At 67.7% G+C, this 24,221-nt stretch carries 21 protein-coding genes and 1 pseudogene; 8 read left to right on the plus strand and 14 right to left on the minus strand.

The genetic code is table 11. The features are described 5' to 3' along the window. Positions 1 to 389 precede the first annotated feature (389 nt). The 3 genes from X946_RS03515 (at position 390) to X946_RS03525 (ending at position 2,897) form a co-directional block, all read left to right on the plus strand. On the plus strand, positions 390 to 1,103 hold the full coding sequence (locus X946_RS03515) for a hypothetical protein (protein ID WP_038744120.1): 714 nt from the start codon (positions 390 to 392) through the stop codon (positions 1,101 to 1,103). A gap of 116 nt (positions 1,104 to 1,219) precedes the next feature. Then, positions 1,220 to 2,074, plus strand: a complete 855-nt coding sequence (locus X946_RS03520) for an arylamine N-acetyltransferase family protein (protein WP_038744122.1) — start codon at positions 1,220 to 1,222, stop codon at positions 2,072 to 2,074. A 265-nt stretch (positions 2,075 to 2,339) separates the two neighbouring features. After that, complete coding sequence (locus tag X946_RS03525; protein WP_038744125.1) at positions 2,340 to 2,897, plus strand: putative glycolipid-binding domain-containing protein; 558 nt, start codon at positions 2,340 to 2,342, stop codon at positions 2,895 to 2,897. Here the strand turns inward: X946_RS03525 and X946_RS03530 are convergent. The 9 genes from X946_RS03530 to X946_RS36005 all read right to left on the minus strand — a co-directional run bounded on the left by X946_RS03530 (position 2,855) and on the right by X946_RS36005 (position 11,543). After that, entirely contained in the window at positions 2,855 to 3,790 is a 936-nt protein-coding gene (locus X946_RS03530; protein WP_038744127.1) for an alpha/beta fold hydrolase, read from the minus strand. The two genes, X946_RS03525 and X946_RS03530, sit on opposite strands and share 43 nt — an antisense overlap. A gap of 11 nt (positions 3,791 to 3,801) precedes the next feature. Beyond that, positions 3,802 to 4,716, minus strand: a complete 915-nt coding sequence (locus X946_RS03535; RefSeq protein ID WP_038744130.1) for a metal-dependent hydrolase — start codon at positions 4,714 to 4,716, stop codon at positions 3,802 to 3,804. Then, a complete protein-coding gene (locus X946_RS03540) occupies positions 4,713 to 5,642 on the minus strand; it encodes an SDR family NAD(P)-dependent oxidoreductase (protein ID WP_038744131.1) in 930 nt (309 codons plus the stop codon). Before X946_RS03540 ends, X946_RS03535 begins: the two co-directional genes overlap by 4 nt. A 26-nt stretch (positions 5,643 to 5,668) precedes the next feature. Then, positions 5,669 to 7,258 carry a flavin-containing monooxygenase gene (locus tag X946_RS03545; RefSeq protein WP_038744133.1) on the minus strand — a complete coding sequence of 530 codons (1,590 nt, stop codon included), beginning with the start codon at positions 7,256 to 7,258 and terminating at the stop codon, positions 5,669 to 5,671. A 239-nt stretch (positions 7,259 to 7,497) separates the two neighbouring features. Next, positions 7,498 to 8,154, minus strand: coding sequence for a lysoplasmalogenase (locus X946_RS03550; protein WP_038744209.1), 657 nt, complete (start codon positions 8,152 to 8,154; stop codon positions 7,498 to 7,500). Positions 8,155 to 8,309: 155 nt separating this feature from the next. Then, positions 8,310 to 9,293 carry a sulfonate ABC transporter substrate-binding protein gene (locus tag X946_RS03555; protein ID WP_038744135.1) on the minus strand — a complete coding sequence of 328 codons (984 nt, stop codon included), beginning with the start codon at positions 9,291 to 9,293 and terminating at the stop codon, positions 8,310 to 8,312. Positions 9,294 to 9,417: 124 nt separating this feature from the next. Beyond that, the gene (locus X946_RS03560) at positions 9,418 to 10,275 is read right to left on the minus strand and encodes a MerR family transcriptional regulator (RefSeq protein WP_038744137.1); all 858 of its coding nucleotides are present in this window, start codon (positions 10,273 to 10,275) and stop codon (positions 9,418 to 9,420) included. A gap of 27 nt (positions 10,276 to 10,302) precedes the next feature. After that, positions 10,303 to 10,872: a GNAT family N-acetyltransferase gene (locus tag X946_RS03565; RefSeq protein ID WP_038744211.1), complete on the minus strand. Its 570-nt coding sequence runs from the start codon at positions 10,870 to 10,872 to the stop codon at positions 10,303 to 10,305. A 332-nt stretch (positions 10,873 to 11,204) separates the two neighbouring features. Beyond that, complete coding sequence (locus tag X946_RS36005; protein WP_235363990.1) at positions 11,205 to 11,543, minus strand: hypothetical protein; 339 nt, start codon at positions 11,541 to 11,543, stop codon at positions 11,205 to 11,207. On the opposite strand from X946_RS36005, the gene X946_RS03570 reads away from it, so the two are divergent. Then, a complete protein-coding gene (locus X946_RS03570) occupies positions 11,437 to 12,438 on the plus strand; it encodes a hypothetical protein (RefSeq protein ID WP_235363989.1) in 1,002 nt (333 codons plus the stop codon). The two genes, X946_RS36005 and X946_RS03570, sit on opposite strands and share 107 nt — an antisense overlap. Positions 12,439 to 12,472: 34 nt before the next feature. On the opposite strand, the gene X946_RS03575 is transcribed toward X946_RS03570, so the two are convergent. Beyond that, entirely contained in the window at positions 12,473 to 13,987 is a 1,515-nt protein-coding gene (locus X946_RS03575; RefSeq protein WP_038744140.1) for an MDR family MFS transporter, read from the minus strand. A gap of 231 nt (positions 13,988 to 14,218) precedes the next feature. Here X946_RS03575 and X946_RS03580 point away from each other — a divergent pair, with 231 nt between their 5' ends. Further along, positions 14,219 to 15,775, plus strand: a complete 1,557-nt coding sequence (locus X946_RS03580) for a methyl-accepting chemotaxis protein (protein WP_081989321.1) — start codon at positions 14,219 to 14,221, stop codon at positions 15,773 to 15,775. Positions 15,776 to 15,911: 136 nt separating this feature from the next. Here the strand turns inward: X946_RS03580 and X946_RS03585 are convergent, their stop codons facing one another. Together X946_RS03585 and X946_RS03595 are read right to left on the minus strand one after the other, a co-directional pair. Then, on the minus strand, positions 15,912 to 17,585 hold the full coding sequence (locus tag X946_RS03585; protein WP_038744142.1) for an ATP-binding domain-containing protein: 1,674 nt from the start codon (positions 17,583 to 17,585) through the stop codon (positions 15,912 to 15,914). 649 nt (positions 17,586 to 18,234) lie between these two features. Then, complete coding sequence (locus tag X946_RS03595) at positions 18,235 to 19,089, minus strand: helix-turn-helix domain-containing protein (protein ID WP_038744145.1); 855 nt, start codon at positions 19,087 to 19,089, stop codon at positions 18,235 to 18,237. A 232-nt stretch (positions 19,090 to 19,321) separates the two neighbouring features. On the opposite strand from X946_RS03595, the gene X946_RS03600 reads away from it, so the two are divergent. Then, complete coding sequence (locus tag X946_RS03600) at positions 19,322 to 20,650, plus strand: NAD(P)/FAD-dependent oxidoreductase (protein ID WP_038744147.1); 1,329 nt, start codon at positions 19,322 to 19,324, stop codon at positions 20,648 to 20,650. Positions 20,651 to 20,837: 187 nt separating this feature from the next. Next, positions 20,838 to 21,947 carry a potassium channel family protein gene (locus X946_RS03605; RefSeq protein WP_038744149.1) on the plus strand — a complete coding sequence of 370 codons (1,110 nt, stop codon included), beginning with the start codon at positions 20,838 to 20,840 and terminating at the stop codon, positions 21,945 to 21,947. 46 nt (positions 21,948 to 21,993) lie between these two features. Here X946_RS03605 and X946_RS03610 read toward each other — a convergent pair whose 3' ends face one another. Then, complete coding sequence (locus X946_RS03610) at positions 21,994 to 22,884, minus strand: alpha/beta fold hydrolase (RefSeq protein WP_038744152.1); 891 nt, start codon at positions 22,882 to 22,884, stop codon at positions 21,994 to 21,996. A 425-nt stretch (positions 22,885 to 23,309) separates the two neighbouring features. Between X946_RS03610 and X946_RS03615 the strand changes: the two genes are divergently transcribed. Beyond that, positions 23,310 to 23,708, plus strand: a complete 399-nt coding sequence (locus tag X946_RS03615) for a carboxymuconolactone decarboxylase family protein (RefSeq protein WP_038744153.1) — start codon at positions 23,310 to 23,312, stop codon at positions 23,706 to 23,708. A gap of 253 nt (positions 23,709 to 23,961) precedes the next feature. Here the strand turns inward: X946_RS03615 and X946_RS36010 are convergent. Beyond that, positions 23,962 to 24,221, minus strand: a pseudogene (locus tag X946_RS36010) (hypothetical protein); the annotation flags it as partial.

Below are 24,221 nucleotides of genomic sequence, written 5' to 3' on the forward strand. Positions count from 1 at the left end.
AATCGATTTTTTAAAATGGGGCGGTGTCGAATTCAATAAGGCATTCGAAAGAAATCAGATGTTGAATTTTGCTGCGGGAGCGCGCGATGCCGTGCGTATGGAACAGTTGCCGTCACCGCAAGCACGGCATCGGTTTCGGCCGCCGACCGCCGACCGCCGACCGCCGACCGCTGGTCATCGATCACGCCACATCCGTTCAATCGCGGTTCAACTGCGCGAGCCGGCGAACGTCGATTCGCCGCGCGTGTGCCGTGCAGCAGATCCGGCGGCGCCGCCGCATGCATGTCCCCGCAACATGGCCCGTCAATACGTTTCGATATGTATCCGTGATTGCATTCGCCGCATGCTCGCCTCGACAATTCTGCTGGCAGGATTCACAGGGAGATTCGATGAAATCAATCAATCGCTTCGCGAAGCGCGCGGCGCTCGTCTGCTGCGCAAGCGGCGCGTTCGCGAGCGGCGCTGCGTTCGCACAGGTCGATCTGCAAAGCCTCGGCGCATCGCTGCTCGGCGGCGGCGGTGCGACGCAGCAGGCGAGCACGTCCGGCGCATCCGGCATGTCGCAGCTGCTGCAGTCGTACGTCGGCGCAAATCAGCAGGTGCTTGCCGGCCAAGCGAGTCTCGCGTCGGCGATGGGGCTCTCGGGCGCGGCCGGGCAGGCGCAGCACGCTGCGGGCCTGTTGACCAACGGCGGCGCGAACGCGCTGACGCCCGGCGCGCTGTCGCAGGTCGGCGGCGCGCAGCAGTCGGTCGCGCAGGCGCTGACGCAAGCGTTCGCATCGGGCGGCGCGAACGGCGCCGCGCCGGGCGCGGGCGTCGACAAGGCGGCGTTCACCCGCGGCCTCACGTCGCTCGGCGAAGGCGTCACCCAGTATTCGCAGCTTCAATCCGGGCTCGGGAATCTCGGCGCATCGAACCCGGCGTCGCTGCTGCAGGCCGGGCTGGACCCGAACAACCTGCAAGCCGCGTCGTACATCGCGCAGAATGCGCCGAACCAGTTGCAGGCGATCGGCGGCACGCTCGGCGCGGCCGTGCAGTTCGCGGCGAGCCACGGCATTTCGGTGCCGTCCGTCGCATCCGCGGCGCTCAAGCTGCTGCCGTAACGCGTGTTGTCGATGCGCGCGCCGCCGCGACGGCCGGCGCGCGCTTTTCCCCGCGTCGGATGGGGTTATCCGCGTAATGCTATGGTGACGCGATTCGTCATCCTCGGATTGCCTACATGCGCGACGCAGTCGATCTTTCCCGTTATTTCGCCCGCATCGGTTATCGCGGACCTGCGCAGCCGACGCTCGACGTCCTTCGCGAGCTGCAACTGCTGCATCCGCAGTCGATTCCGTTCGAGAACCTCAATCCGTACACGGGCGCGCGCGTCGCGCTCGACCTCGAATCGGTCGTCGACAAGCTGATCGAGCGGCGTCGCGGCGGGTACTGCTTCGAGCAGAACAAGCTCTTCTACACGGTGCTCGTGCAGCTCGGCTTTCACGTGACGCCGCTGATCGCGCGCGTGCGCTGGCAGCGTCCGCCCGACGTGTCGACGCCGCAGACGCACATGCTGCTGCGCGTCGATCTGGACGGCGCGACGTGGTTCGCCGATGTCGGCTTCGGCTCGACGACGCTGACGGCGCCGCTGCGCTTCGATCCGAACGTCGCGCAATCCACGCCGCACGGGACGTTTCGCGTCGTCGACGCGCCTGTCGCGGGCGAGCTCGAAATCGAGTGCGAGACGCCGGCCGGCTGGCAGCCGCTGTATCGCTTTTCGCTGAAGCCGGTCGAGTGGGTCGATTACGAGGTCGCGAACTGGTACACGTCGCGTCATCCCGATTCGTTCTTCACGCACGACCTCGTCGTGTGCCGAATCCTGCCCGATGCGCGCGCGCTGCTTTTCAACGATGCGGTGACGCTGCGGACGACGGACGGCGCGGCGCAAACGACCCGGCTGCCGGATGTCGACGCATGGGCGGCGTGCGTGCGCGAGCGCTTCGGCCTCGACCTGAGCGGATTCGATGTGGCGGCGCTCTACGCGCGGGCGGTCGCGCGCGCCGCCGACGAGCGCGAGAGCGACGAGACGACTTGAATCGGCGTTGCCGGCCGGACGCAGGTAAGTTGGGGCGCGATGCTATTTGCCGAAGGCGCGGACCGACTCAGTGAATGGGCTCGCGTGTGCTGCGAATGCCGATGAAGGCCGCTGCGCCGTTTGGCGTCACGAAGCGCATGAGGCCGCCGACGCAAAGCGACGCACGGCACTCGCGCGACGACGAACGTATCCATGTTCGCCCGCGCGCATCGGCGCAAGCGATCGAAGGTTAGAGGCAAAACAGAGACAATCGAGGAGAAATCCGATGCGCGAAGTGCGTTGGGCGTCGCTCGAGCACGACGGGATCGAGCATCTGGCGTTCGAGCGACACGCATTCGGCAGCATCGCGGAGAGCGTGGTCGTCGGGCGCGACGAAGGGCGTGCGTATGGTGTCGCCTATCGCGTCGTCTGCGACGAGGGCTGGCGGGCGAAGCACGTGATTGTGACGGTGATGGGCGGCGGCGCGCTCGAGCTGCGCGGCGACGGGGAGGGCCGCTGGCGCAACGGGGCGGACGAGCCGCTCGCGATGCTTGACGGGAGCATCGACGTCGACATCGCCGCGACGCCGTATACGAACACGCTGCCGATCCGCCGTCTGAGGCTCGCGCGCGACGAGCGGCGGCCGATCGATGTCGTCTATATTTCGATCCCCGATCTGACGGTCGGCCGCATGCGACAGGCGTACCGATGCATCGAGCCGGATCGTGTCTATCGCTACGAAAGCGTCGCGAGCGGCTTCACCGCGCAACTGGAAATCGATCGCGACGGGCTCGTGCTCGACTACGAAGCGCTTTTCAGGCGCTTGCCGGCCGACGCGCGCTGATTCGCCCGCTGCTGGCCGCCGGATTTCGCGGCGGCGGCCGCATGCCGCTTCGGCTCGTGCGCGGTCGCGAACCGGCCGATTCGCGCGGCGATCAGCGCCGCGTCGCGAATCACCGTCCAGTGCGATGCGGCGATTTCGTCGCGGCGATGCGCGCCGAGCCAGCGATCGAGATGGCGGGTGAGGGCGGGCGTCACATACCGGTCGTAACGCGGCACGATGATCTGCACCGGCGCCTGCGCGTAGCGCTCGCGCGGCCGACGGGCGCGCTCGATGAAATTCGCGCGGTAGAGCTTGAGGCCGTTCAGGCCGTTGCGCAGTTGATCCGGATCGGCGTCGACGGCGATGCGCTCGGTCTTGCGCAGCCACAGCGGCCACAGCTTCGCGCCGCCCAGCCGCCACACGAGCTCGGGCACGAGCGGCAGATGAAAGAACGCGATGTACCACGACTTCAGCGTCTGCTTCAGATTGAGCGGCGCGCGAAACACGTGGTCGAGGCACGGCCCCGAGATCGACGTGTACGACGCGAGCCGGCCGTTGATCGCGGGATCGGTCGCCGCTTCCCAGCATTGAATCGATCCCCAGTCGTGGCCGACGAGGTGAAACGGGCGATCGCCGCACGTCACGTCGGCGACGGCGAGCAGATCCTGCGCGAGCAGGCTCAGCTTGTAGTCGGCGCGGCGCTTCGGCGCATCCGATGCGCCCGCGCCGCGCACGTCGTACGCGATCACGCGAAAGCGCTTGTCGAGATGCTCGCGCACGCGTTCCCACACGCGCGCCGAATCCGGATAACCGTGCACGAGAATCACGGGCGGAGCGTTGCGCGGCCCGCTCAGGTAGACGGCAAGGCGCACGTCGCCCGAGCGGACCGTCAGCGTGTCGCGGACGGACGCCATCGCTCGTTCGCTTACGCGTGCTGATGCGCGGGCGACGAGTGCAGCGGCACGCGGCGCGGCGCGACCTGGTCGGCGTAGCGCTCGTTCGCGGCGTCGATGTTCGCGAGCAGCGCGTCGAGGTCTTGCAGGTACACGCGATTGTCGTGGTCCCACGGATGAAAGCCCGGCCGGAAGTAGTCGAGCCATTCGAGCGCGATGCTCGCGAACACGCCGTTCTTCGGGCTGTACAGATACTTGACGAGCCGCCACATTCCCTTGAGCTTGCCGTGGCGCATCCGGTGCGCGAACATCAGGCGCACGTGGAAATCGAACACGACGGTCCAGAAGATCAGCGTCGTCAGCAGCATCGTGCCCGTGCGCAGCAGGTAGGTCTTCACGCCGGGCTTCATCACGGCCGTCCACACGTCGTACGAAACCGCCTTGTGCTCGGTTTCTTCCATCGCGTGCCACATCCACATCTGCTTGTAGCCTTCGACCGAGCCGTCGATCCGGTGTTCGTGGCCCGACAGCAGCTGGTTCGCGAGAATCGCCGTGTAGTGTTCGAGCGCGATCGTGATCGCGAGCTGCATCGAATGCGGCAGCACTTTCTTGCCCCAGCCGAGGAGCGCCCACAGGCGCTTGTCGAGCTTGTGCGCGGGCAGGCCGGCCGATTGCAGCAGATCGTTGTACTCGATGTGCTCGCGCGTGTGCATCGCTTCCTGGCCGATGAAGCCCGCGACCTGCTTCTTCAGCTCGGGGTCGTGGATCTGGTCGCGGTAGTTGCGCACCGAATCCATGAAGAAGCGCTCGCCCGCCGGAAACAGCAGCGACAGCGCGTTCATGAAGTGCGTGACGGGCGCGCCCTGGACGTGCCAGTCGTAGACACGGTCGGGGGGCAGCGCGAAGCGGATGTCGCGCCGGACCGGCATCATATGCGGTGTCGTCATGATTGCTCTCCTCCCTGGTTGCCAGCGGTGTTGTAGGTTGCCTGCGCGGGCGCCGGCGTTGCACGGCCCGCACGGCGGCGCGCTCGCGCGCTCTGAAGCTTGGTCGCGAGCACGACGAGCGGCTGGTACGCGGCGGGCAGCGTGCGCGCGAGCCAGTCGGCGCCGCGCGCGTCGCGGCCGATCAGCACGCGGCGCTTGTTCTTGCGCACGCCCTGCAAGATCACGCGCGCCGCTTCGTCGGCCGTCGTGATGAAGAACTTCTCGAAATCCTCCTTGCCCTGCTGCTCGCTCTCGACCATGAAGCCGACCATGTTCTGCGCGAGCCGCGCCGATTGCGCGATGTTCGTGCGGATGCCGCCCGGATGCACGCAGGTGGCCGACACGCCGCTCTTCATCAAGTCGAGCTCCTGGCGCAGCGATTCGGTGAAGCCGCGCACAGCGTATTTCGTCGCGTTGTAGCCGCTCATGCCGGGCTGCGCGAAGATCCCGAAAATGCTCGACGTGTTGACGATGTGCCCGTCGCCCGACGCCTTCAGATACGGCAGGAACGCCTTCGTCCCATGCACGACGCCCCAGAAGTTGATGTTCACGATCCACTCGAGATCGCTGTATTCCATGCCGTCGATCGTGCTCGACAGCGCGACGCCCGCATTGTTGAAGACGAGGTTCACGCGGCCGTGCGCGGCGGCCGTCTCGTCGGCCCATGCGTGCATCGCGGCGCGGTCGCCGACATCGAGCACGCAGGTCGTCACGCGCACCGACGGCGCGAGCGCGCGGACGATCCGCTCGGTCTCGGCGAGGCCGGCCGCGTTCCTGTCCGCGAGCGCGACGTGGCATTGCTGTTGCGCGAGCTGCACCGCGAGCGAGCGGCCCATGCCGGAGCCCGCGCCCGTGATCGCAGCGACTTTGTTGGAGAAGGATTTCATGTCGTAGGCTCGTGTGGGTTCGGGGCTCAGGCGGTCGTCTCGGCGGCTGTCTGCGCGACAGCCGGGTTCGGCAGCGCGGGGGCCGGCTGCCCGTTCTGGCGCGGGTTCGCGTAGTACGCGTGATAGTCGGCCATCGAGAAGAACGCCGTTTCCTGCCGGAAGCGCCACGTGAAGGTCGGCCAGAGCGTCGTGTTCTTGCCGGTGCGGGGGTCGAGATACCAGCTGCTGCAGCCGCCCGTCGACCAGACCGTGCCCTTCAGCTTGTTCTGGATGCGGTTGTTGTATTCGAGCTCGACGAGCGGACGCACTTCGATCGCCTCGGCGCGCTCGGTGCGCATCGCCTTCAGCGCGCCGAGCACGTACTCGATCTGCGATTCGATCATGTACACCATCGAGTTGTGGCCGAGGCCGGTGTTCGGGCCCATCAGGATGAACCAGTTCGGATAGCCGGGGACCGTCGCGCCGAGATACGCGTGCAGGCCGTCGCGCCATGCGTCGACGACGTCGACGCCGCCGCGGCCGACGATCGTGCCGCGCGGGAACGGGTTGTTGATCTGGAAGCCCGTGCCGTAGATCAGGCAGTCGACTTCATGGCGCTTGCCGTCCGTCGTGACGACCGCGTTTTCCTCGATGCGCTCGATGCCCGTCGTGATCACGTCGACGTTCTTGCGCGTGAGCGCCGGATAGTAGTCGTTCGACATCAGGATTCGCTTGCAGCCGATCGTGTAGTCGGGCGTCACCGCGGCGCGCAGTTCCGGCTCGGAGATTTGCCGGCTGATGTGGCGCAGCGCGAGCTTCTGCACGAGCTTCATCGTCGACGGATGCACGGCGAAGCCGAGCACGCGCGATTCGAGCATCCAATAGATGCCGCCGCGCATCAGCTTCTGCGTGAACGGCAGATTGCGGAAGAGCCACTGCTCGAAGCCGCTGACCGAGCGGTCCGGCTTCGGCATGATCCACGGCGGGGTGCGCTGGAAGAGCGCGAGATTCGCGACGCGCGGGGCGATCTGCGGGACGAACTGAATCGCGCTCGCGCCCGTGCCGATCACGGCGACGCGCTTGCCTTCGAGCGGATAGTCGTGCTTCCAGTGCTGCGAGTGGAACGCTTCGCCCTTGAACGTCTCGATGCCGGGGATGTTCGGGTACGCCGCGCGCGACAGCCCGCCCATGCCCGACACGAGCACGCGCGCGCATACGCGCTTGCCGTTCTCGAACGTCAGGCGCCAGCGATGCGCGGTTTCGTCGTAGGTCGCGTTGACGAGTTCATGATTGAAACGCAGGTGCGAGCCGACGTTGAAGCGCTGCACGCAGTCTTCCATGTACGCGCGGATTTCCGGCTGCGGCGCGAACATCCGCGTCCAGCGCGGATTCGGCGCGAACGAGAACGAATAGACATGCGATTGGACGTCGCACGCGCAGCCGGGGTAGTGGTTGTCGCGCCAGGTACCGCCGACCGAGCTGGCTTTTTCGAACACCGCGAAGTCCTGGTTGCCGGTCTGCCGGAGGCGAATCGCCATGCCGAGCCCGGAAAAGCCGGTGCCGATGATGGCGATATCGATGGTTTCTTCGTGATTTGTGCTGTCGAGTGGACCGAAGGACATATTGCGCGCGTTCATCCAAGCGTCTCCATTTGGGCTCATTTTTTACTGTTACATTGATGGATGTAACAATAGTTCGTGAAAACGGAAACCGCAAGCCGGGTAGACATAGCCCTCTAAGCGCGGGATTCAACGGATGCCGAAGCCCGCCGGATGGGCTTGTGCGAGAAAAAGCGCGGCGCCGCGCGGAATTCTGATGTTGCGTTGCGGAATCGCTCGCAGTCCCTAATAAATTAAGGATTGCGACGCGAATTCGATTAGTTCGTTTTGCGTCGCAACACGCCGAACGCAATGGTCAATTGCGCGACCGCATAAAAAAACCAGATGAAATAATCGACGCCGCTGAACGCGCCGAGAAAACGATCGATGCCGATCAGCGCATCGGATGCGACGAACACCAGCGCGCCCGCCGCGATCTGCGGGCCGGGCGTGCGTGCGCTGAGCGCGAGGCTCGCCATCGCGCCGAGCACGGCGACGTAGACGGCCACGGGCGCCGCGAGCGCGGCGAGATGGGGAAGGAACGCGGCATAGAGCGCGGCGGCGGCGATCCACAGCGCGACGAGCGCGATCGCGCGCGGCCCGCGCGGCGTGGCGCGCCACGGCGCGAACAGCGCGCAGTAGGCGAGATGGGCGAGCTGGAATGCGCCGAGGCCGGCGATAAACGACGGCGGCCATTGGGGAAGCGCGAGCAGCACGTCGCCGAGCACCGACGCGGCGAGCGCGGCGCCGAGCCACGCGCGCTCGCGCTCAGGCGAATGCCGCAACGCCGCGGCGAACAGCAGGACGCCGAGCGCCGCCTTGGCGGCGGGCTGGCCGGGATAGGGAGCATGGCCGAGCGACAGCCCGTACAGCAATGCGGCAAGCGCGGCGGCGAGCCAGAAGCCGCGCGTGCGCGCGGGCAGGTTGGACAACATGGTCGGACGGTCTCCTCGCACGCAGCGTGTCGTCGGGTGCGCGGTGCGGCATCTCGGGCGACGCTCGACGTCCGCGCGGCCGTCCATTATCGGCAAGAAGGCGTTATCGGGGACGGACGAATCCTTCTAACCGGGCTGCGGGCGAGGCGTCGCGCCTACTTCGCCGCGAGCGCGGCGGCGGCGTCGCGCTCGGTCCAGACGTTGTCGCCGACGGTCAGCTTCTGCGGAATCAGCTTCGCGGCGTGAAACGCGTCGGCGACGCCCTGTTGCGACGCGACGATCTTCTCGTCGAGCGGCGTCGTGCCGTACGGCACGCGCTTCACCCAGGTTTCGACGAGCGCCCGATCGAGCCCGATCTTCGGCGCGATCAATGAGGCGGTCTCGGCGGGATGCGCGTTGACCCACCGGCCGGTTTCGCGCAGTTGCTGCAATACCGCGCCGACCACGTTCGGGTGACGTGTCGCGAATTCGCGCGTCGCCTCGTAGAAGTTATAAGCGGCGGGCAGGCCCGTGTAATCGGCGAGCGTGCGCGCCTTCAGCGCCTGCTGCGCGGCTGCGTAGTAAGGGTCCCAGACGACCCACGCGTCGACGGTGCCGCTTTCGAACGCGGCGCGCGCATCGGCGGGCGGCAGATAGATCGGGCGGATTTCGTCGTAGCGCACGCCGGCCTTCTGCAGCGCCTTGAGCAGCAGGTAGTTCGCGCTCGAGCCTTTCTGCAGCGCGATTTTCTTGCCCCTGAGGTCGGCCACGGTCTTCAGCGGCGAATCGGCCTTCACGACGATCGCCTCGTTGTGCGGCGACGGCGGCTCCGCGCCGACGTAGACGAAGCGCACGCCGCTCGCCTGCGCGAACACGGCGGGCGGCGCGCCCGTGTAGCCGATGTCGATGCTGTCCGCGTTCAGCGCCTCGAGCAACTGCGGGCCGGCCGGGAACTCGAACCATTTGACCGCATAGCCGAGCGGCTTCACGCGCGCCTCGAGCGAGCCCTGCGCCTTGACGACCGCGAGCAGCCCCGCCTTCTGGTAGCCGACGCGCAACACTTTGCCGCCCGCGTCGTCCTGCGCGAACGCGGCGACGGCGACGAGCGACGCGAGCGCGGCGGCTACGGTTCGGGGAATCCAGCGGGCAGGGCGAATCATCGGCAATCTCCACGACGTTGAAAAGAAGCGAGCGGCGCGCACGCCGCTCGGGTCGGGAAATCGTCGCACGGGCAGCCGCCCGCGCGAACCAAGCATTGCCGATATCAATATGACGCGTGCGCGCCTAACGTTTCTTGGGCGTGTCCTTCGCCGCCGCTCGCTCGAGCTTGGATTCGCGGTCGCGCGCGGCCTGCGAGCTCAGCTTCTTGTCGAGGATCGTCGCGACGCGGCCGCCCAGGTACGCGCTCGACGCCGCTTCGAGCGCCCGGTTCATCTCGCCCTCGACGAACACCGACGACAGCGGGCGCAGCCGCCAGATCGCGTCGACGAGCGCCGGCACGTCGGTCGGCGGCGGCAGCGAGCCTTCGTCGTAGCGGTCGAGGCGACGCACGACGAGCTCGACGAGCACGCGCGCGATCGCATCGAAATACGGCCGCGTGATGCTGATCGCGTCGAGCAGTTCGCGCGCGGGAATGCCTTCGCGCACCATCGCGGCCGCGGCTTCGAGAAGCGCCGGACTTTTCGAGACGAACGACATGCCGCGCCGCTCGAGCAGGCCGAGCTCGGCGACGCGCCCGAGCGACGCGGGCGTCTGCGGGCCGAACATCTGGATCAGCTGCGCGAGCGAGAAGGATTGCGGGCGCTCGTTGGACCAGCGGCCGCCGATCGCGTTTTCGAGCCCGAGGATCGAGCGAAGGTCGTGGCCGTCGTCGATCGCCTTGATGAGATCCTGGATGTTCGACAGCGTGTAGCCGCGCGCGAGCAGGTGATTGATGACCTTCAGGCGGGCGACGTGCGTATCGTCGTAGATGCCGACGCGGCCGCGCTTGCGCGGCGGCGCGAGCAGGCCGCGATCCTGATAGGCGCGCACGTTGCGCACCGTCGTGTCCGACACGCGCGCGAGCTCGTCGACCGTGTATTCGTTCAACGTCGACGCGTCCGGAGCGGCGTCGGCGGGGGTGGTTGAGTTCGATTTCGGCATGCGACGATTTTAGCGCGACCGCGCGCTTCAGTGCGAGGCGTCGTCGTCGGAGGGCGGCTTGCGCGCGCCGTCTCCGAGCACGCGTTGCATCAGTGCGGTGTCGATCCATCGGCCGTGCTTGAAGCCCACGCCGCGCAGCGTGCCGACGGGCTCGAAGCCAAGCGCGCGATGCAGCGACGTCGAGCCGCCGCGTCCGCCGTCCGCGATGACCGCGATCATCTGCCGCCAGGGGCCGGCTTCGCAGCGCTCGATCAACGCGGCGAGCAGCACGCGGCCGATGCCGCGGCCGCGGCACGCGTCGTTCACGTAGATCGAATCCTCGATCGCATAGCGATACGCGCTGCGCGGCCGGTACGGCGTCGCGTACGCGTAGCCCGCGACCATGCCGTCGAGCTCCGCGACGAGATACGGCAGGCCGTGTCGCCGCACCGCTTCGCGCCGCGCGCGCAGATCGTCGACGGACGGCGGCGTCTCCTCGAACGACGCGACGCCCGTCAGCACGTGATGCGCGTAGATCGCCTGGATCGCTGCGAGGTCCTGCTCGGTGGCGTCGCGAACGATCGCGGCGGAAAGGGCGGGAGCGCCGGATGTCTTCATTGCAAAACGGGGCGGGAATGGCGGAATCGTTACTATGCTCGCATTCAAAAATGTCCGCAAAGCGAGCGCTTCGATCGCAGCGCGCCGGAATTGCGGACGATGCGTGCGATGTATGACGATGCGCGTCGCGATGATCGCGGCCGCCGAGAAACGCATTCGATCGGCGATCCTCGACGGTTGCGTCCGAAGCTGCCGGCGATCTTATAATCCGCAGCCGTTCCGAGGCGCGTAGCGTAGCGACGAAAGCGACGATAACGACGAAAGCGGACGCCGTCGCTCGATACGAATGCGTAATGAAAAAATGCTCGCGACGATTTGGGCGAGCCGAATAATCAAGACACGATGAACAAGCGAAATACGAGGCCCGCCGATTTCCAGAAGAAGACCGACGCGCGCCGCACGTCCGGCGCGCGAGAAGCGAAGCCCGTTTCGCGATCGGTTGAATCGAAACATGGCGTGCGGCACGCGCATGAAGATGTCGCAACCGCAGAGGTTGCGACGAATGTGGTGCCGGAGCTGCGGGCGCAACCCGCGCGATCGTTGGAGTCGCAACCGAGGCCCGCGATTGCAACCGCTGCGCCCACGAAAACCACGGCACCCGCGGCAACCGAGGCGGCTGCGCCGGCTTCCGCGCCGATCGACTCGACCGATTCCACTCGCTCGACCGGCATGCGTGGCTCGACGGAAGAGGCCGCTCCGGCCGCTCCGGCCGCATCGCCCGAGCTTTCGTCCACGCCCGGCCGACCGGCCGCACGGGCCGGCGTGCGGATGCCCCGCCTGTATCGCGCGATCACGTGGCTGCAAGGCACTTATCAGAAGCTCGACACGGGGCAAAGGCTCTACCTGAATTGCGCGCTCGCGGTGCTGCTGTACTTCGTGACGTTTCCGCTGCATCGCTGGTGGAACTTCGTCGGCTTGCTGATGCTCGCAATCGTCTTCTGGTTCGCGGGGATGGTCTACGACGCGCTGACGCTCTACAAGCGGATCTACGCGACGCACATCGGCAAGGGCCTGCTGCTGCTCGCGTTCACGGGCCTCACGAATCTGTCGGTCGCGCTCGCGAATCTGCGGATCAACGGCATCGCCGGCGTCGATCCGTCGAAGTTTCCTCATACGGAAATCTTCGTCGCGATTCTGTCGATCCCGTTCATCGGGCTGTTGATCCTGATGACGCTGTATGCGGCGTCCGTGCTGTTTCTGCCGGTCTACGGCTTCTTTTTCTTCGCGATGGACGCGAAGGCCAAGGCCTTCTTTTCCGCCGGCCTGATTAAACGGGACGAAAGCACGTATCCGGTGATCACCGGGATTCTCAGATTCGTCGGCTTTTTCGTCTTTGTCGGCGTCGTGATCTTTTTCGCGAAGCAGAAGCTCGTCGACTACGACCGCTTCATGACGCAGACCGCCGAGCAGTCGATCTATCAGCTCGAAATGTACGAGAAGGCGCCGTGCGACGTGCCGGCCGGCGCGCGGGTCGCGTTCCTCGACGACGACAACATCGTGTACGCGCTGCGCGTCGGCGCCGAGCTGAAATTCTTCCCGCAGCCGTGCAAGAAGGGCGCGAAGTGATCGATCGGGCCGACGCGCGCGCCGTCGGCTCGAATCACGCGCGCTTCCTGAACGGCACGTCCTCGACGAACCACGCGAGCGCGAACGCGATCGCGATCACCGCCGCCGCCCACAGATACACGGAATGCAGCGAGCTCGCGAACGCGTGCAGATACGCGCCGCGCACGGCGTCGGGCAACTGGCGGACCGCCGACGGCCCGAGCGACGGCGGCAGCTCCGTGTCGGGCGGCAGCGCGGCCGCGAGCCGCGCATGTAGCCCGTTCGAGAACAATGCGCCGAACGCGGCGACGCCGAGCGAGCCGCCGATCGAGCGAAACAGCGTCGCGCCGGACGTCGCGACGCCGAGGTGCCGGAACTCGACGGTGTTCTGCACCGCGAGCACGATGACGGGCATCACCATCCCGAGCCCGCCGCCGAGGAGCGCCATGTACAGATACATCGCGCGCAGCGGCGTGTCGAGCGACAGCGTCGCGAGAAGCAGCATCGCCGCGCCCGCGACGAAGGTGCCCGCGATCGGGAACAGGCGGTACTTGCCGAGCTTCGTGATGAGGCGCCCGCTCGCGATCGACGTCACGAGCATGCCGCCCATCAGCGGCAGCAGTTGCATGCCGGCTTCCGACGGCGTGGACCCTTTGACGACCTGCAGATAGAGCGGCAGGAACGTGACCGAGCCGAACAGCGAGAGGCCGACGACGAAGCCGATCAGGCTGCACAGCACGAAAGTTCGATGGCGGAACAGCTCGAGCGGCATGATCGGCTCGGCGGCGAGACGTTCCTCGTAGACGAAGCCCGCGGTCGCGACGATGCCGAACGCGAGCGTGAACCACAACTGCGGCGACGACCACGGCAGGATCGTGCCGCCCTGGCTCGTGAACAGCACGACGCAGGTGAGCGCGGTCGCGAGGAACGCGGCGCCCGCGTAATCGATCCGGTGCCGCACGTGCGCGGTGTGCGGCCTGAACGCCGCGCCGATCACCGCGAACGCGAGTGCGCCGAGCGGCAGGTTGATGTAGAAGATCCAGCGCCACGACAGGTGCTGGACGAGAAATCCGCCGAGCAACGGCCCGATCACCGTCGCGATGCCGTACACGCCGCCGAACATCCCCTGATAGCGGCCGCGTTCGTCGGGCGGAATCAGGTCGGCGATCGCGGCCATCGTGACGACCATCAGCCCGCCGCCGCCGAGCCCTTGCAGCGCGCGCAGCAGGATCAGCTGCGTCATGTCCTGCGCGAGTCCGCAAAGCGCCGAGCCGACGACGAACAGCACGATGGCCGCTTGCAGCACGATCTTGCGCCCGTACAGGTCGCCGAGCTTGCCGTAGAGCGGCAGCACGACGGTCGACGACAGCAGGTAAGCCGTGACGACCCACGACAGCTTCTCGAGGCCGCCGAGCTCGCCGACGATCGTCGGCAGCGCGGTCGACACGATCGTCTGATCGAGCGCCGACAGCAGCAGCACGAGCAGCAGCGCGGCGACCGTGAGCCGCACGGATGCGCGCTGGCCCCCGGCATCGGCGTGGTCGGGCGGCGCGGAGGAGTCGGTATGCATGGGGAGTCGCATTGTCGTTGGGAGCGAGTCGGAATGTAGAAATAATCGATTGACTAGTCAATATCTGCTTCGTCACAAAGATTTCCATCGGTTACGAGTCGTAACGGCTGCGTTCGGGCGGGGCGGCATGTCGCCGCACCCCGCGAGGCGTCTCAAGTTTTCGGAAGCCGGGCCGTAATACCGGCGACTGTCCCCCAAACCGGCGGCTACCATTTGCGACTCTCCCTGGTCATGAACGCTTTTTTCTCCCGTTTTTCGATTCGCACCCGGATCTTCTCGACGCTCGGGCTCGTCGCCGCGCTGCTCACGATCACGGGCGTGATCGGTTTCTTCAGCATGCAGAACTCGAACGCCGCGCTCGACGACGCTTATACGCGCCAGCTCGCGGCGAAGACGGCGCTCGCGTCGGCGAGCCTCAATCTCGCGATCACGCGCACGACGCTCGACCGCGTGATCCTGCATCCGGAGGCGCCCGACGCCGCGAACACGATCGCGAAGGCGGAGCAATACCTGGCCGCGTCGGACCGCGGCTGGGGCGATTATGACGCGCTGCCCCGCAACGACGACGAAAAGGCGCTCGCCGCGCAGGCGAACGCGGCGCGCCGCGCGCTCGTCGACGAGGCGATCAAGCCGATGATCGACGCGCTGAAGGCGGGCCGCCACGACGACGCCGATCGCCTGATGATGACGGCCGCGCCGCCGCTGTCGGTCGCGTGGACGAAGGCGACGACCGCGCTCGCCGACGCGCGCGCCGCGTACGGCAAGGCGGCGTACGACGACGCGGAGCAGATGTACGGCTGGCTGCGGCTGACGCTCGGCGGCCTGATCGTGTTCGGTCTCGCCGCGTGTCTCGGCTGCGCGATCGGCCTGCACTTCGCGATCACGCAGCCGCTCGTGCGGATTCTCGGGCACCTGCGCCGCCTGTCGGACGGCGATCTGACGAGCGAGCTGCACTGGACGTCGCACGACGAAATGGCCGAGCTCGTGAGCGGCTTGACGACGATGCAGCGCAGCCTGTCGGACACGGTGCGCAAGGTGACGGACGGCTCCGAATCGATCGCGACCGCGACGCGCCAGATCGCGGCCGGCAACACTGACCTGTCGCAGCGCACCGAGGAGCAGGCGGCCGCGCTGCAGCAGACGGCGGCGAGCATGGAGCAGCTGACCGTGACGGTGAAGCAGAACGCCGACAACGCGCGCGAGGCGCAGAACTGCGCGGACAGCGCGACCAACATCGCGACGAAGGGCGCGACCGTCGTCGGCGAAGTGGTCGGCACGATGGCCGAGATCGACCAGAGCTCGCAGAAGGTGGCCGACATCATCGGCACGATCGAAGGGATCGCGTTCCAGACCAACATCCTCGCGCTCAATGCGGCCGTCGAGGCGGCGCGCGCGGGCGAGCAGGGCCGCGGTTTCGCGGTCGTCGCGGGCGAAGTGCGCACGCTCGCGCAGCGCTCGGCGTCGGCGGCGAAGGAGATCAAGGCGCTGATCGGCGAATCGGTCGAGCGGGTCGCGACGGGCTCGCGTCTCGTCGGCTCGGCGGGCGACACGATGCAGGAGATCCAGCGCGCGATCGCGCGCGTGACGGGCATCATGACCGAGATCTCGGCCGCGTCGAACGAGCAGCGCGACGGCATCGAGCAGGTGAACCGCGCGGTGTCGCAGATGGATCAGGTGTCGCAGCAGAATGCGGCGCTCGTCGAGCAGGCGGCGGCGGCCGCCGCGTCGCTCGAAGAGCAGGCCGACGGGCTGCGCCGCACGGTCGGCGTGTTTCGCGTCGTCGTCTGACGTTTTAGTGTCGGCCCGCGTCGGCCCGCGTCGGCCGATCCGCGGGCCCATGCGGCCCGCATGGGCGGCCGATCCACGCGCGTTGCTCAGCCGAAGCGATTCGGCCGCGTCCGGCGCGAATGCGGCGTCGACGCCGTCAAGCGGACGGCGCGGACGGCGCGATCCGTTGCGCCGCGCGCTGCGCCGCGACGACGATCAGCTTCATCGTCGCGCGCGTCGCGCCGACGAACAGCTTGCGCGCCGCTCGCGCGTCGAACGCGTCGAAGTCGACTTCGGTCAGGATCACGCACGGCGCCGCCTGCCCCTTGAAGCGATAGATCGAATCGAGCAGCACGTCGCCTTCCCGATATTCCGGATTCCCGAACAGGTCGTACTTGCCGGTGAAGCTTTTCACGCGGTGCGGGCCGAGCTGGTCGAGCGCCGTGAACGCCGAGCCCTCCCGCCCCCTGAACGAGAGCACCGCGATGTCCTGCTTGCGAAAGCCTAGCGCGAGCGCCTGCGTGATCGCGCGCTTCGTCGCGTCGATGCACGCTTGCGCGGCCGATTCCGCGTCCGTCGCGTCGTACGCGGAGATCGCGATCTCCGATCCGCCGAACGGGCTGCCCGACGTGAGTTCGGCGGCGAGCGGCTCGACGCCGCCGACGACGTCGCGCACGTAATCGAGAATATCGCGCGGGCTGCGGTAGTTCGTCGTTTCCTTGAGCGTCACCCAGCCGGGCAGCGGCACGCTGTCGCGCATGTAGAGATTCTGCAGCGGGTCCTCGAGCCACCACCATGCGCCGCCCGGCGCGACGAGCCGCTCGAGCGCGTCCGCCCACGGCGGCTGGAAGTCCTGGCCTTCGTCGACGATCAGCGTATCGAACTGCCAGCGCTCGGCGATCGGCGTCTGCGCGAAGCGCGTCTCGAGTTGCCCGAATGCGTCGCGCGCGCCGAAATCGGGGACGTGGCCGCCGTCGCGCGCGACCCAGTCGCAGAGCTGGTGATAGTTCGCGATCTTCGCGCCCCCGGGTGCGATTCGTGCGACGTGATCCGCGAGCGGCCGGTTGAAGCACACGTACAGCACGCGCTTGCCCGCCGCGATCGCGTCGCGCATCGCCTGCACGGCGAGCTGCGTCTTGCCGGAGCCGGCGGTCGCGATCACGCGCAGCCGGAACGGCGCGAACTCGAGCCGGCGCGCCCAGGCCGCGAGGCCGCCCGACAGCCGCGTGACGAGCGTGTCCGCCTGGCCGACGAGCGCGCTCGTGTCCGGCGTCAGAGACAGCTCGTCGGCGAGGAAATGGTGGATTTTCGCCGCGCTCGGAAAGGGCGGCTCGTCGGCGGGCAGCGCGTCGACGATGCGCGCGGCGAGTTCGTGCTTGCGCGTCGCGTCGACGATTCGCGCGGGCGCGACGCCCGCGATCGCCGGATTCCTCACCGTGTAGTCCGGGCAATACAGCAGTTCCTCGACGCCGTACGCGCCCGCGCCGAGCGCGGCGGTGAGCCGCCGATGCAGGTTTTCGAGCGTGCGTGCGAGCTGGATCGACACGTTGCGTTCGGTCTGCAGATAGACCTTGACGAGCCCTTTCGGCGTCTCGCGCAGGAAGCCCGCCTTCTGCTCGATCACGAGCACGCGCCCGGCCGGGCTCACGATCACGAAGTCCGCTTCGCCGAATACCGAGAAATTCTGGTCGGCGCGCGTCCAGTGCACGCCGTGGTAGACGGTGTATGCGTCGGGCAGCGTCCGCTCCAGCGTCGCGAGCGTTTCGCGCTCGCGTTGCGCCGCGCCCGTGGCGGCGAGATTCTTCCAGTCTTCGGGAATGATGCGGGCCATGTCGGGTCCTGGCAGTGCGTGCGATGGGCAAGGATCGCCGGCTATTGTACGCAGGCGCGTGCGCAGCGGGCGCACGGCGGTTCGGTTCGCAGGATGCGCGGCGGGTCGGGCCCGCGACGGGCGGGCGAGCGCGGTCGACATGAATCGGCTTGCATGCGCGACGCGCGCATGTGCCGATGCGCGTTCGTCGGGCGCGCGTTCGCGGCGGCGCGCCCGGATGCCGGCGATGAAGTCGGCGCGCAGGCGTCACGCACACGCTCGCGGCGGGGCGCGCAGCGGCACACGCGGCGGATCGAATTCGATGCGGCGACGGCCGCATGTCGACGGACGAATAATCGTGTCGATCGAAGCGGGTATGTCATGTGCGCGACATATCGTCGATGTGGGCGTTTCGACGCGCGGGCGCTGCCGGCGCGGCGCGGGGCGCGCGCGCCGATCGACGCGACCAGCCGCAAGCGGGACGGGAATCGAACGACGTGGAACGGCGACGCAAGCCGTGCGGGCGCGAATGCGAAGTGACGTGCGATGAGTTGGCGACGAACGTCGCGATTTCACGGAAAGGGGCGCAATCTCAAAATTCGTCGCGGCGACGGCCGCCGCGGCATGCCCGACATCCGCGGGCCGGCGCGCATGCCGCGCGCTTTCGTCGTCACGCGCGCGACAGACGCTTCGCGAGATCGGCGCTCAGGATCGCCATGCGGGCGGGTTTCTCGTAGCAGACGACGTCGTAGACGCGGATCACTTCGCTGATTTCGGTCTCGCTCGCGCGGCCCGTCAGCAGATCGCCCGTCAGCACGAAGATCGGCGCGCCCGGATTGTCGGACGCGCGCACGGCCTGGATCGCGTCGGCGGCGCTGCGGCCGTCGAACATCCACTCGGTGACGACGGCGTCGAACGCCTGGCCCTGCAGCGCGTCGACGAACGTGCCGACACTGCCGAAGCGGGCCGTCACGAAGCCTTGCTCGTCGAGATAGCGGCAGACTTCGTCGGCGCTCACGCTGTCGGCGTCGATCACGGCGACGAGCAGCCTGTCGCTTTCCGCGCGGCGCGGATAGATTTCGATCTTGTGAACGTCGTACGCGTTCTGGTAGAGCACGCCCGTGTGGCGCAGCACGCGCCAGCGGCCTTGCTGCTCGTACGCGACGAACTCGGGGCGCGCGCCGGAGTCGAGCAGGCCGCCGATCCATGCAGTGCACGGAATCTCGGCGATGCCCGCATACAGCACCGCGTCGCGCGCGCATGCGCCGACCATGCCGGGGTCGAGCGCCTGCGCGCCGAACAGCTGCGCGGCGGGCTCGCCGTAGGCTTCGGCGACTTTCTTGATTTGCGCGAGCGTCCAGGGACTGCTGCCGCGCAGTTTGCGATGCCCTTGCGAGAAACTCAGGTCGAGAATGCGACAGAGCTCGGTCGTCTGCTGACGCTTGCCGATGCCGTGTCGGGTCATCAGCTCGCGCACGCGCTCGGCGACCGCAAGGGAATCCGTGGTGATTGCTTCGTTGGCCATACTGCGGGAACGGATCGGTTCGAATAATTCAGAACGGAGCGCCGGATGGCGCACGGTACGGCATCGTTCGATGCCGTTGGATGAGGCGAGCCGACCGGCCACGCGTAGAAAGATAACTTTACCGCAAAACAAAGTTCGTCCTGCGCACTAGTGTGCGTTTTTCTGTGAAAGGTGTTTCCTCAAGTTACTGTGACGGGTTTTCGCCGATGGCGCTTTCGTCAGAACTACCGACATGACCACGACCTATCCGCTTTACAACACGCTCGCTCGCGCCGACGAGCCGTTTCCGTCGCAAGCCGACGTCGCGATCGCGGGCGCCGGCATCATGGGCTGCGCGGCCGCCTATTATCTCGGTTTGCGCGGGATAAAGGCGGTCGTGTTCGACAAATCCCGCATTGCGGGACAGCAGTCGACGCGCGCGTGGGGCTTCGTGCGCCAGCAGGGCCGCGAAGCCGCCGAAGTGCCGCTGATGATGGCCGGCATGCGCCTATGGGAAGGCCTCGAGCGCGAACTCGACGCCGATCTCGAATGGCGGCAGGGCGGCTGTCTCTATATCGCCGGCAACGACGACGATTGGGCGTCGTTCCAGCAATGGACGGACATCGCGCGCACGCACGGGCTCGACACGCGCACGCTCGCGCGCGCCGAGATCGACGCGCGCGTAAGCGGCCTCGCCGCGCCCGCGCTCGGCGGCCTCTACACGGCGAGCGACGGCCAGGCGGAGCCGCGCCGCGTCGCCGCCGCGTTCGCCGCGCGGGCGGCCGAAGCCGGCGCGCGCTTCTTCGAAGGCTGCGGCGTGACCGCGATCGATACGTCGAGCGGCGCGGTGACGGGCGTCGTCACCGAGCGCGGCGTCGTGAAGGCACGGCGCGTGATCTGCGCAGCGGGCGCGACGAGCTTTCGCCTGCTGGACGGCGTCGGCATCCGGCTGCCGCAGCAGGCGGTGCGCGGCACCTGCATGCGTACGAACGCGCTGCCCGCCGTGTCCGCGTCGACGATCTGGGGGCACGGCCTCGGCATCCGGCAGCGCGCGAACGGCGCGATCAATCTCGCGGACGACATGCAGGTCGACGTCGACGTCACGCTCGGCCATCTGCGCGGGCTGAGCCTGTTCCTGCCCGAGCTGTGGGCGCAGCGCGAGAAATTCCGCTTCCATCTGAACGGCGCGGCGTGGCGCGATCTGACGACGCGCGTCGCGGGCCGCGCATCGGCGATCGAGCCGCGCGATCCGAATCCGCAGCCGAATCCGGCTCATGCGCCGCGCGCGCTCGCGAAGCTGAAGGCGATCTTTCCGGCGCTGCGCGACGCGCAGATCGTCGAGGCGTGGGCCGGCCTGATCGACGTGCTGCCCGACGGCATTCCGGTGATCGACGCGCCGCGCACGCCGGACGGGCTCGCGGTCGCGACCGGGTTCTGCGGGCACGGCTTCGCGATGGGGCCGATCGTCGGCCGCCTGCTCGCCGAGTGGGTCGACACCGGCGCGACGTCGCTCGATCTGTCCGCGTTTCGCGCGGCGCGCTTCGTCGACGGCACGATGCGGCGGCCGACGAGCATGCTGTAGCGTCGGCGAGAGGAGCGCGCGCGACGGCCATCATGATAACGGCGGCGTCGCCGTCGGCGCGGCGCACGTCAAAGATCGTCAAACCTTGGGCGTTCGCACGCGGCGCACGCCGCGCGACGACGGTTTGCGCCGCGCGCGGCGGCGTTTCGCGGCGTAAAATCGCGACGCCCCGTTCTGGAGAAGATACTTGCCGTCGCCATCCGATCATCGCAAGTCGCTGCGCTTTCGGCTGCGCCGCGCGCGCGCGCCGTGGACGGCGCCGCGTGCGCGCACGCTGTTCACGCGGCCCGCCGCGTCGCCGCTGCGCACGCTGACGTTTCGCCTCGCGCTCGTCGTCGGCCTGTGCACGCTCGCGTTCCTCGTGCTGTATCTCGATCGCGACGGCCTGCGCGACTCGACGAAGAGCGTGCCGATGAGCATCGCGGATCTCGTCTATTTCACGATGGTCACGGTCGCGACGGTCGGCTACGGCGACATCGTGCCCGTCACCGCGCGCGCGCGGCTCATCGACGCGTTCTTCATCGTGCCGATCCGCATCGGCATCTGGTTCATTTTTCTCGGCACGGCTTATCAATTCGTGATTCAACGGGTCATCGAGGAGTTCCGCATGAAGCGCCTGCAAAAAAATCTGCGCGATCACATCGTGATTTGCGGCTACGGGCTGAGCGGCTCGATCGCCGTGCGCGAGCTGCTCGAAAGCGGTGTCGATCCGGCGACGCTGATCGTCATCGATTCGCAGGAGCAGGCGCTCGAGGCGGCTGCCGCGCTCGGCGTGACGGGGCTTTGCGGCGACCCCGCGCACGAGGACCTGCTGCAGCAGGCGCAGGTGCGCAGCGCGAAGGCGGTCATCATCTCGGTCACCGACGATCCGACCGCGATCCTGCTCACGCTGTCCGTGCGCAGCATCGCGCCGGATACGAAGATCGTCGTGCGGATTCAGGAGAACCTGTATCAGCGGCAATTGCGGCAGGCGGGCGCCGACGTGATCGTGTCGTCGACGAAGATCGGTGCGCTGTTGCTCGCCGATGCGGTCGCGAGCCGCTACATCGTGCCGTTCGTCAACGACATGCTGTCGACACGGGGCCGCGCGACGCTCGTCGAGCGGCCGGCGGCCGCGCACGAGATCGGCTGCATGTCGAACGAGGTGACGGGCGCGCTCGTCGTCGGGCTCGACCGCGCGGGCAAGATCCTGTCGTTCTACGAAGATTCGCCGTGCCGGATCGAGGCGGGCGATACGCTCGTCGTGATCCAGTCGACGCGCGCGATGGAGCGCGCGGGCATCGCCCCGACGGACTGAGCCCGGCGCTGCGGCACGCCGCGCCGCGCGCCCGGCGAACCGCCGATCAGCTCGCCGGCGCGGCCGCGAGCGGGCCGGGCGCCGGGCCCGGCCGCACCGCGATCGATTCGCGCACGAGCGCGGCGAGCTTGTCCGCGTCGTGCTCGGGAATCCAGTGCGTCGCGTGCGGCAGCACCTCGAGCCGATATGGCCCGCTCACGAAATCGCGCGCGAGCTCGGCGCCGCGCCGCGACAGCGCCGCATCCCGCGCGCCCCAGATATGCATGACGGGCACGGGCACCTTGCGGGTCAGGTAGCCGGGCGGCGTCAGCGCCATCGCGCGATACCAGTTGAGCGACGTCGTCAGCGCGCCCGTATCGACGATGTCGGCATAGACGGCGTCCACTTCGTCGCGCGTCATCCCGGTGCTCGCCAGCATTTTTCCGAACAGCCCGCGACAGCGCGTGACGAACAGTTCCGGCAGCTTCGGCAACTGGAACAGGCCCATGTAGTACGAGCGGAACAACTGGTCGCTGCTGAGCATCGAGCGCATGAACGCGCCCGAGTGCGGCACCGACACGGTCGTGAGCGTGCGCACGGCGGCCGGATGCCGGCCCGCCAGCGCCCACGCGACGGCCGCGCCCCAGTCGTGCCCGACGACGTGAACCGGGCCGCCGCCGAGCCGCTCGATCAGCGCGACCACGTCGCCGACGAGATGCTGCATCCGGTATGCGCCGACCCGGCGCGGGCGGGCGCCCGGCGAATAGCCGCGCTGGTTCGGCGCGACGGTGCGGTAGCCGTCGGCGTTGAGCGCGGCGGCGACGCGCGCCCAGCATTTCGCCGTCTGCGGCCAGCCGTGCAGCAGCACGATGATCTCGCCGTCGATCGGGCCCGTATCGACGACGTCGAAAGTCAATTCGTCGTGACTGAACGAAGTCACGCGGCGTGCATCATCCAAGGTCGGATCTCCTGAATTTTGACTTCGGTATCTTGTCTTCCACACGCGAGCGGCGCTCGCGACGCGCTCGAAGCGTCGGCCGTCGGCCGTCGGCCGTCAGCCGCCAGCCGGCGTGCTCGCGTGCGGCTGCCGTCATCGTGCGCCCGGCGGTCGGCGCAGGTGTGCGTCGCCGACGCACGAGTTGCAGAAAGTCTAGACGGCGATTGCCGGTTTGCCTATTCGATATTCGTGATGTGATTCATTGACGATCCGGAATTCGCTTGCGGGGGGCGCGTGGCGGCGTGCGCAACGCACGCGAGCGACGACGTCGCCGCAATTGGGGAAAGACCTCGAGCGCGAAGGGCGGGCGACGGGATTGAAGCCGTGTAGCATCTGAGCCGAACCGGATTCCACTACGATCATCCCATTCAGGACAGGAGAGCGGCATGAGCGAAGCAGACCGCGAGCGGGGCAAGGCGCGCCGCACGCAGGTGATGGGCGACGCGTTCGTCGAGCGCGCGATGAGCGATCTGGACGGCTTTTCGCGGCCGTTGCAGGAATGGCTGAACGAGCACGCGTGGGGCAGCACGTGGCAGCGCGGCGGCATCGACCTGAAGACGCGCAGCCTTTGCACGTGCGCGATGCTCGCGGCGCTCGGCCGCGGGCACGAGCTCAAGGGGCATATTCGCGGTGCGTTGAACAATGGCGCGAGCCTCGTCGAGATTCGCGAGGTGCTGCTGCACAGCGCGCTGTACGCGGGCGCGCCGGCGGCCGTCGAGGCGTTTCGCAACGCGCGCGAGGTGATCGACGCGCTCGGGCTCGACGTGCCCGACGATGGCGTGTGATGGCGTCGGGCGGTGTGTTGGCCGCGTGCGAGCCGGGTCCGAGGCCGGGCGGTGCGGCGAGGCGGCGCCGGCCGGGCGCGATCGCTGCGGTCGAGGCCGAACGCGCGCCGATCGACGTTCGTCGTCAATGCTGATGTTTCGGGGTTGGGCGTTCGGCGATTTGTCGATTCGGAGATGCGTGATTCCGGGTTTGGAGTTTGGAGCTCGGAGATTCAGGGGCTAGGGGGGCGAGGCGCCGAGGCGAATCGCCGAATCATTGAACCGACGCCGACGCATCGACGAAGCCGGGAACGCCGACGTCGACGACACGAAACGCGAAGTCGGATAGCAGCACCGAAACGCACATGGGAACTCGAAGTGCGCGAAGCCCCGAAGCCCCGAAGCCCCGAAGCCCCGAAGCCCCGAAGCCCCGAAGCCCCGAAGAACCGAAGAACCGAAGAACCGAAGAACCGAAGAACCGAAGAACCGAAGAACCGAAGAACCGAAGAACCGAAGAACCGAAGAACCGAAGAA

It is taken from the genome of Burkholderia sp. ABCPW 111 (assembly GCF_000773065.1).
Taxonomy (GTDB): Bacteria; Pseudomonadota; Gammaproteobacteria; order Burkholderiales; family Burkholderiaceae; genus Burkholderia; species Burkholderia savannae.